General features: G+C 47.4%; 11 protein-coding genes. 9 read left to right on the top strand and 2 right to left on the bottom strand.

Features of this window, described 5'->3' with window-relative positions; translation table 11 throughout:
• Positions 1-141 precede the first annotated feature (141 nt).
• From ACTTJF_RS09615 to ACTTJF_RS09585, 7 genes are read left to right on the top strand one after another with little or no spacing between them, the layout of a single operon-like run.
• The gene (locus ACTTJF_RS09615; protein WP_185898562.1) at positions 142-498 is read left to right on the top strand and encodes a c-type cytochrome; all 357 of its coding nucleotides are present in this window, start codon (positions 142-144) and stop codon (positions 496-498) included.
• Entirely contained in the window at positions 495-1,910 is a 1,416-nt protein-coding gene (gene hemL / locus ACTTJF_RS09610; RefSeq protein ID WP_442551773.1) for a glutamate-1-semialdehyde 2,1-aminomutase, read from the top strand. Before ACTTJF_RS09615 ends, hemL begins: the two co-directional genes overlap by 4 nt.
• A complete protein-coding gene (locus ACTTJF_RS09605) occupies positions 1,910-2,188 on the top strand; it encodes an AtpZ/AtpI family protein (protein WP_185898564.1) in 279 nt (92 codons plus the stop codon). Before hemL ends, ACTTJF_RS09605 begins: the two co-directional genes overlap by 1 nt.
• The gene (locus tag ACTTJF_RS09600) at positions 2,185-2,847 is read left to right on the top strand and encodes a potassium transporter TrkA (protein WP_442551772.1); all 663 of its coding nucleotides are present in this window, start codon (positions 2,185-2,187) and stop codon (positions 2,845-2,847) included. Before ACTTJF_RS09605 ends, ACTTJF_RS09600 begins: the two co-directional genes overlap by 4 nt.
• The gene (locus ACTTJF_RS09595; RefSeq protein WP_442551771.1) at positions 2,837-4,033 is read left to right on the top strand and encodes an MFS transporter; all 1,197 of its coding nucleotides are present in this window, start codon (positions 2,837-2,839) and stop codon (positions 4,031-4,033) included. The genes ACTTJF_RS09600 and ACTTJF_RS09595 overlap by 11 nt, the downstream gene beginning before the upstream one ends.
• Positions 4,034-4,063: 30 nt before the next feature.
• Positions 4,064-5,761 (top strand): flagellar hook-length control protein FliK, encoded by a 1,698-nt coding sequence (fliK, locus tag ACTTJF_RS09590; RefSeq protein WP_442551770.1) that lies wholly within the window; start codon positions 4,064-4,066, stop codon positions 5,759-5,761.
• A 2-nt stretch (positions 5,762-5,763) separates the two neighbouring features.
• On the top strand, positions 5,764-6,033 hold the full coding sequence (locus ACTTJF_RS09585; protein WP_002953476.1) for a FlhB-like flagellar biosynthesis protein: 270 nt from the start codon (positions 5,764-5,766) through the stop codon (positions 6,031-6,033).
• A 7-nt stretch (positions 6,034-6,040) separates the two neighbouring features.
• Here ACTTJF_RS09585 and ACTTJF_RS09580 read toward each other — a convergent pair whose 3' ends face one another.
• Both ACTTJF_RS09580 and ACTTJF_RS09575 read right to left on the bottom strand, forming a co-directional pair.
• Complete coding sequence (locus ACTTJF_RS09580; RefSeq protein WP_442551769.1) at positions 6,041-6,322, bottom strand: type II toxin-antitoxin system RelE/ParE family toxin; 282 nt, start codon at positions 6,320-6,322, stop codon at positions 6,041-6,043.
• The gene (locus ACTTJF_RS09575) at positions 6,319-6,561 is read right to left on the bottom strand and encodes a hypothetical protein (RefSeq protein WP_034957885.1); all 243 of its coding nucleotides are present in this window, start codon (positions 6,559-6,561) and stop codon (positions 6,319-6,321) included. Before ACTTJF_RS09575 ends, ACTTJF_RS09580 begins: the two co-directional genes overlap by 4 nt.
• A gap of 128 nt (positions 6,562-6,689) precedes the next feature.
• Between ACTTJF_RS09575 and ACTTJF_RS09570 the strand changes: the two genes are divergently transcribed.
• On the top strand, positions 6,690-7,253 hold the full coding sequence (locus ACTTJF_RS09570) for a CheB methylesterase domain-containing protein (protein WP_442551768.1): 564 nt from the start codon (positions 6,690-6,692) through the stop codon (positions 7,251-7,253).
• Positions 7,246-7,964: CheR family methyltransferase (locus ACTTJF_RS09565; protein WP_442551767.1), on the top strand; the 719-nt coding region annotated here is incomplete at its 3' end. The genes ACTTJF_RS09570 and ACTTJF_RS09565, both read left to right, overlap by 8 nt.

Raw genomic sequence — 7,964 nt, 5'->3', positions numbered from 1 at the left:
TCGTTTTTTACTCTTTCTTTCACCTGTGCGCTTACGTTTTTGCCGTCTAATATCGTCATTTTCGTCCTTTATTACTTTTTAATCGCAAAGATTGTATGATAGCTAATTTTAGATTAAATTTACGAAAAAGCGAAAGAATTTATGAAAATTTGGCTGATTTTAGGGCTACTTTGCGGCGCGGCGTTTGCGAGCGATTTTATCACGAAAAACGAATACGCGAAGATGCTCTATCAAAACCCGCGCGGCATCGGCTGCGACAAGTGTCACGGTAAGGGCGGCGAGGGTTCGCTCATATCAAAATATAGGCATTTTGATAAAAAAACGAAGCAGGTCATCGACGACGAGCTAAGAGCCCCTCGGATAAACAATCTTGATTTTGAGACGTTTAAAGAGGGCGTGCTAAGCGCAAAAAGCGTGATGCCTAGCTACTTTCTTACCGACGAAGAGATAAATTTACTTTACGAATACGTTATAAATTTCAACAAGGATAAAAAATGACGAACAAAGAAGCTTTTGGACTGGCGAAAAAATATATTCCGGGCGGCGTGGATTCGCCCGTTCGCGCGTTTGGCAGCGTAGGCGGCGAGCCTTTTGTGGTGGACCGCGGCGAGGGTGCGTATTTAGTCGATATCGAGGGAAACCGCTATCTAGACTTCATCCAGAGCTGGGGACCGCTTATCTTTGGGCACTGCGACCCGGATATCGAGAGTGCGGTGATAGCGACGGCTAAAAAAGGACTAAGCTTTGGCGCTCCGTCAAATTTGGAAACGAGGCTAGCTAAACTAATCTGCGACGAGTTTAAAAACGTAGAAAAGGTGCGTTTTGTAAGCTCGGGCACCGAGGCCACGATGAGCGCGATACGCGTGGCGCGCGGCTTTAGCGGCAAGGACGGACTGATAAAATTTGAAGGCTGCTATCACGGGCACAGCGACGCGCTTTTGGTAAAAGCCGGTAGCGGCGCGACGACATACGGCAATGCTTCAAGCGGCGGAGTGCCGGCGGACGTTGTAAAAAACACGTATCTAGCGCGCTATAACGATATAGAAAGCGTGCGGGCGATATTTGAGGCAAATAGAGGCAAAATAGGCGCGCTAATCATCGAGCCTATCGCCGGGAATATGGGGCTGGTGCCTGCCGATAACGAGTTTTTAAGCGGGCTTAGGCGCCTTTGCGACGAAAACGGCGCGGTGTTAATTTTTGACGAAGTTATGAGCGGATTTCGAGCGAGCAGGCACGGGTCGTTAGAATTTAACGGTATCGAGGCCGATCTAGTGACGTTTGGTAAAGTTATCGGCGGAGGCTGCCCGGCGGCTGCGTTTGGCGGAAAGGCTGCTATCATGGACTGCCTAAGTCCCGAAGGCGCCGTATATCAGGCCGGTACGCTAAGCGGCAATCCAGTAGCTATGGCCGCAGGCATCGCAAGCCTAAGTAAAATTTTTGCCGACAACGAGCTTTATGACCGCCTAAACAAGCTAGCCGTGCTATTTGCTCACGGACTAAAAAGCGTCGCCACGAAGCACGGCATCGCTCTGCAAACGACGGTGAGAGGCTCGATGTTTGGATTTTTCTTTACGGCAAACGAGGTCAAAAACTACGACGACGCGCTAAAAAGCGACGTCAAGCTTTACGCTAAATTTCACGCCAAAATGCTTAAAAAAGGCGTTTATCTAGCGCCTAGCCAGTTTGAGACGGGCTTCATCTGCGACGCGATGAGCGAGGACGATATCAAATTTGCCGTTAAGGCCGCGGACGAGAGCTTTGCCGAGATAGCTGCGGAAAGCACAAGCGAGAACGAGGAGATGCGCGAGGTAAAAGCAAGGATCGCCGATCTGGAAGAGCGTCTAAAAGAGGCTAGAAAAGAGCGCGAAGCGATACAAGAGCGCATGAAAAATAGCTGGGGATTTGCCTAATGGCAAAGATAAATTTAGGCGACGTCGTAAAGGGCGCCGAGCAGCTAAGCCTGGGCATATCTATCGTCGTAGCGCTTGCTATCGGGGCCGGGTTTGGCTACTGGGCGATGAAGGAAACGGGCTGGACGTGGACGCTGTTTGCGGGCGTCGCCGTGGGTATCGCCGCAGCCGCGCTAAACGTCAAAAAGGCCTACGACGCGCAGATAAAAAGCCTTGACGAGCTAAAAGACAAAGGTAAATTTAAACCCGCGAAAGACGACGACGAGGACGATGAGTGAATTTTAAGCTCCTTGCCGTTTACGGCGCGTTTGAGGCTTTGCTATTGCTGGGCTCGGCGGTATTCGGCCGCTCGTGGTTTTACAGCTCGCAGGTCGCGTTTGCGGGCTCGCTTTTGGTGCTGGCGGCGACCTTTAGAGCCTACAAAAAACGCGTAGAAAACGGCGTGCGAGACTACGACGCTTCTGCGGATGACGATATAGACGAGTGGGGCGAAAATCACGAGGAGTTTCCTGATAGCCCAGCGGAGGCTAAATTTGACGAGCATGACCCGCACTGCGAAGATACTAAGCGCCTGGATGGGTTAAATTTAAACGACGAAAACGAGCGGGCTAAATTTGACGAGCAAAATTTAAACGACGCAAGCCAAAGCGGTCGGTTAAATTTAAGCCGGGCAAACGAGTCAAATTTAAACGAATCAAATCAAAACAGCGAAACTAAACCCTCAAAAAAGCAAAATTTCGCGCGTAATTTAAAGCAAAATTCGCCCAACTACTTCACCGCTTTCGTGCCTTTTCGGCTGATCGCGTATGCGGTTTTGGTCGTCGGATTTTTGGCGCTAAAAAGGCACGGCAACCTTGATCTAGCCGCGTTTTTGATCGCGCTTGCGGCGATGCCTGCGGGCGCTTTGATATATGGAGTAAGAAACAATGAGAAATAGCTCGATAATAACGATCAGATCGATGTTTGCACTATTCGTCGGGATGGCGTTTTTGTTTGTGGGAAACGGCCTCATCATCAGCTCCGCCGGCGTCGAGCTAAAAAAAATGGGCGCGGGCGAGCTGGAGACGGGATTTGTCATCGCGGTATTTTTCGTTGGAGCTATGGCGGCTACGATATTTTCGCATAAAATCGTCTCAAAAGTCGGCCACATCAGAAGCTTTGGGATCTTTGCGTCGCTTTTCGGTATCGCGGCGATGTTTCACGTTCTTAGCCAAAATCTCTATTTTTGGGCGTTTTTGCGCGGATGTCTCGGGTTTTGCTACTATTCGATTTTGATGATAATCGAAAGCTGGCTCAACGCGCGCGCTAGAAACGAAGTGCGCTCGCGAGTACTGGCCTTTTACGAGGTTACGTTTTACGTCTGCTTTGGGCTGGGTATCCTCGTGCTATCGCTAAATTTATCCACTTCTCACGTGCTTTTGCTTAGCGCGGCGTTTATTTTGTTTTCGAGCATTCCTTTAAATTTGATCCGCATCAAAGAGCCGCCGATCCCTGAAAAAAAGAGTGTCTCGATCCCGAGAGTCTTTGCGCTCGTGCCTTTGGCGCTCATTACCAGTATCGTAGCGGGCATCCTCATAAACGGCTTTTTTACGATGGCTAGCGTTTATATCCTGCTGCAAGGATACGGCGCGAGGGAGGTTTCTTTTTTTATGACCGTCGCGATGGCGGGCGGTTTTATAGCTCACTCTCTCATCGGCGGCTTTTCGGATAAATTCGGCCGCCGTCCCGCGATAATGTGCTGCGCGGGCGTGTCGCTATTTGCGGCTATTTGTTTTTTGACGCTTAAGCCATCTATCTACGCGCAGTACGTTTTGTCATTTTTTCTGGGTTCCGGCGCTTTTTGCCTCTATGCGCTATCGCTTGCCCGCGCCAACGACGTCTTAAAACATAAAAATCAAGGCATAGAAGTAGGGCGCGCCGTGCTTTTTAGCTACTCTTTCGGCTCGCTTCTTTCGTCCGTGATAATGGGCGCCAGTATGAAAATTTTAGGCTTTGACGGTTTTATGTGGGTTTATGCGGCGCTGCTTGCGTTTCTCATCGCGTTTTGCCTTACGCAAAAGACCGTTCCGCTTGAAAGTAGGCGAGGCTTTGAGCATAGCCCCGGCACGATGGCTAATAGCTAATGAAAATCTCAAATTTGACGATATAGCCGTATGGAATCAGTAAATAACGCTATAAGCTCGCAAGTCGCGACCCAGGCCGCAGTCGGCGGCGCGCTACCCAAAACCGGCGGCGTAGGCGGCGCAAACGCCGGACAGACGGGTCAGGCGGGCGAAACTAAAAATCTTTTTAAAAACCAGCCCGCACCCTCGCAAAATTTAGGCTCCGAGGCTGCGGATAACGCCGTAAAGGATATAGATAAGCTCGTAAATAAGCTTTTAGACGAGCTAAAATCAAGCCCTATGCAGGCCAAAGAGTTAGCCGCGCAGGCGAAAAATCTACAACTCTCGCCAAATCTCGCAAAAGATATGAAAAGCCTCGCGGCTCTAGCCGAAAACGAGCCCGATCTAAAGGAATTCGCACTTAAACTAAAGGAGTTTTTAAAACCAGTCGCCGATCTAAAAAACGCGCCGCTAAACGAGCAGATAAAAAACTCGGGCATCATGCTGGAGGCAAATTTAAAAGACGCGCTAAACGGCAAATTTAACCTACCCAGCGCGATAAATAAGCTGTTCGGCGATATAAAAAACCTCTCGAATCAGCAGCTTTTGGAGCAAATTTCAGCCTTAGCTAAGGACGATAGCCTAAGCACGAACGAGAGCTTTGCGAGGCTTGATCAAATTTTACAAAACGCTAAAACTGCAGCCAAAGATACGCTAGCGGGCTCGCCTTTTAAGCAGCTTTTTGAAATCGCTGACAAGCTCGAAAACGCGGCTAAATTTATGGACAAGCAAGCAAACGCCATGAGCGGCAGCGGGCTAAGCCTAAACGAAAAAACGCTAAACGCCGAGTTAAATAAAATCTCGCAGCTGCTAGCAAACGCGGGCGAAAAAATGCAAAATTTAAACAGCGAAAAGCTAAGTCAAAACAGGGGCTTTGCTCTAAATTTCGCCGAGCTAAAAAGCGCGATAAAAGATCTAACGCACGAGCTTAGCGCGCTTGCTGGCTCGCAGGATAAATTTAACGATTTTGCGCAAAAAATCGTCCGAGACGGCGCAGAGGGAAATGAGGGTGCGACGCTGCAAGATAAGCTGCAAAATGCGGCTAGAAAGCTAAATTTCGCCCTGCAAATCGCCGATAAAGCGGGCTTTGAAGCAAAAAACAACTTAGATGAAGTCGGCAAGCTAATCAAGCAGCAAAACATCGCTCGCGGCGAGCTTGGCGCAGTGACGCCAAAAAGCGCCGAAGAGACGGCAAAAGTCCTGCAAAACGACGTAAAAAGCGCGCTTTTAAACATGCAGTCAAAGTCTCCCGACGCTAGCCCCGTAAAAGACGCCGCCTCAAAACTGCTAGCTCAAATCGAGATGCATCAGCTAGCCTCCGCGGTCGCAGGCGGCGTGCAGACCTATCTGCCCTACGTCTGGGAGGGCGTAGAGGGCGGAAATATCAGGTTTAAGCAGGGCAAAAAGCAAAAACACTACGCGCAAATCGACCTAAATTTTCAAAATTTCGGCCAAATCAACATCATGGTGGCGCTTAGCGAAAACAAATACATCGACCTTGCGATCGCGACGCAAAAAGAGGAGTTTAAGGAGCTCATCTTAAGCGGCGCGAAGGAGCTAAAAAGGGCTATCGGCGAGCAGGGCTTGATAGTGTCGAATTTTAGTCTAAAAACTATGCCTAAACTGCGCCTTAGCGGCGTTTACGGCGGTCTGGATAAGCTTGATATGGGCTTTGATAAAAAGGCGTAAATTTGGCAAAAGTACAAAAAACTAAAAAGGCCGTGGCCCTTGGCTACAACCGCCAAAAAGATAACGCGCCTAAGGTGCTAGCTACGGGTTCGGGCGAAGTGGCGAAAAATATCATAAATCTAGCCAAATCTCACGATATACCGATCAAAGAAGACGCCGATCTGGTCGAGGTTCTAAGTAAGGTCGATCTAAACGAGGAAGTCCCGCCAAATCTCTATAAAGCGGTCGCCGAAATCTTTAGCTTTTTATATCAAATGACGAATAAAAAATAGGACGGTTTTACGGTTTTTGCCAGAGATTATTTTTATAAATGCCTAAAATTTCTATATTTTCATCTGAAATTTCAAATACGACAACATAGCCTTTAAAAATTAGCTCTCTTATGTTGTCGTTTGCTGTCAAGCCGTTTTTACGAAAACGCCGCGGCATAAACGCTGCGCCACTAATTTTTTCATAAAGCTCGTCTCTAAATTTAACCGCTTTTTCTGTGCTGTCTTTTGCGATAAACGCTAAAATTTCATCTAAATTTTGATGGAATCTCTCTGAAAATTTGATGTTCATATATCGGCGCCAAGTTTTTTCAGCGTTTCGTTGGATTGTTTCATGGATTCTTTAAGATCGTAAAATTTAAGCTTGCCTTGGTTTTTTAGCTTGATAGTTTCTAAAAGATGGGTTGCGTCTTGGGCGCTAAGCGAACTTTGGTTTTCTATTACATCTATGTTGTATTTATTGTTCATGGCTGTATTTATGGAGCGTAAAATTTCTATAATATATTTATCCGCATTTTGAATGACTAGCATATTTTTCCTTAAATTTATTTTTGAGTATTTTACCATATTTTGCGTTTTTTAGATTTTACGCTCATAGCTAAATTTAATATAAATAAAGATAAAATAGCCGTAAAATTAACTCAAAAAACGGAATAAATTTGAAACAAAAACTGGTCTTAGTCGGCGCCTCGACGGGCGGTCCGGGACATTTAAAAAGGCTTTTTAAAGGGCTTGAGCTAAACGGAGCTAGCGTCGTTATCGCGCAGCATATGAGCCTGGCTTTCATCCCTAGTTTTATCTCGCAGTTTGATAAGGAGTGCGCGGCGGAGGTAGTTATGCTGGGCGCGCCTGTGCAGCTAAAAAGCGCGATATATATCTGCGAGAAAAACTCCGAGATAATCTCTGCTAGCCCCCTAACGGCCGGTATGTGTTCACCCATGAAAGAGACCACGTATAACCCAAACGTAGACGTGCTTTTTCACTCCGGCGTTCAGGCTTGTAAGTTTGCCGACGTCATGGCGATCCTGTTAACTGGAATCGGCGACGACGGCGCGCGCGGGCTAAACGAGCTATATAAAGCCGGCGCTAAATGCATCGCCGAAAACGAGGAGAGCGCTATCGTCTACGGCATGCCAAAACGCGCGAAAGAAATCAACGCAAATTTAAGGTCGCTACCCATCGGCGGTATAAGAGCGGAACTGGAAAGGTTTTTACATGCTTGAAAATGCAAATTTGACGCCCGCTCCTAGCGATGCGGCGGGACTGAATAAATTCGTCGAAGTCGTCAAAAATATGTGCGGCGTGGATCTGGAGTCCAAAAAGGACATGATAAAGCAGCGCCTAATAAATTTCTGCCAAGCAAACCGAATTTCAAGCTTTGAAGCGTTAAGCTCAAAAGTCGTCATAGACCGCTTTATGAGGCAAGAAATCGTAAATTTAATCACCACTAACGAAACTTATTTTTACAGAGAGTTGCCGCAGCTACAAGCCGCGATCTACTACGCCAGAGAGGAGCTTGATAGCGTGCGGATACTGTGCGCGCCGTGCTCGACGGGCGACGAGGCGTACTCGCTAGGTATGCTCGCGCACTCAAATTTACTCGACGTAAACCGCGTTAGTATCGTTGGTATCGACATAAACTCCGAGGCTATCGATAGCTGTAAAAAGGGCGTTTATAGCGAGCGTTCATTGCACCGTCTAAACGACAATCAAAAAAATATTTACTTCGCAAAACGCGACGGCAAGTACGAAATCAAGCGCGAGATGCTGCCTAGATGCGAGTTTAGCGTGGCAAATATCTTTGACGATGCGATCTTTAAGCTCGGCAAATTCGACATCATTTTCTCGCGAAATATGATGATTTATTTTAACGAGGAATTTAAGCTAAAAACGGTTGAGCGCTTTCATAAAATTTTGAGCGATCACGGCAGACT

It is taken from the genome of Campylobacter sp. (assembly GCF_052170435.1).
Taxonomy (GTDB): domain Bacteria; phylum Campylobacterota; class Campylobacteria; order Campylobacterales; family Campylobacteraceae; genus Campylobacter_A.
Note: the sequence above shows the minus strand (reverse complement) of the source record. Positions and strands in the feature narration are given on the sequence as shown.

What these genes read in the sequence shown, in the direction of transcription:
- ACTTJF_RS09595 (WP_442551771.1), top strand. Translation starts at nt 2,837, where the DNA reads ATGAGAAATAGCTCGATAATAACGATCAGATCGATGTTTGCACTATTC.
- ACTTJF_RS09615 (WP_185898562.1), top strand. Translation starts at nt 142, where the DNA reads ATGAAAATTTGGCTGATTTTAGGGCTACTTTGCGGCGCGGCGTTTGCG.
- fliK (WP_442551770.1), top strand. Translation starts at nt 4,064, where the DNA reads ATGGAATCAGTAAATAACGCTATAAGCTCGCAAGTCGCGACCCAGGCC.
- ACTTJF_RS09575 (WP_034957885.1), bottom strand. Translation starts at nt 6,561, where the DNA reads ATGCTAGTCATTCAAAATGCGGATAAATATATTATAGAAATTTTACGC.
- ACTTJF_RS09605 (WP_185898564.1), top strand. Translation starts at nt 1,910, where the DNA reads ATGGCAAAGATAAATTTAGGCGACGTCGTAAAGGGCGCCGAGCAGCTA.
- ACTTJF_RS09580 (WP_442551769.1), bottom strand. Translation starts at nt 6,322, where the DNA reads ATGAACATCAAATTTTCAGAGAGATTCCATCAAAATTTAGATGAAATT.
- hemL (WP_442551773.1), top strand. Translation starts at nt 495, where the DNA reads ATGACGAACAAAGAAGCTTTTGGACTGGCGAAAAAATATATTCCGGGC.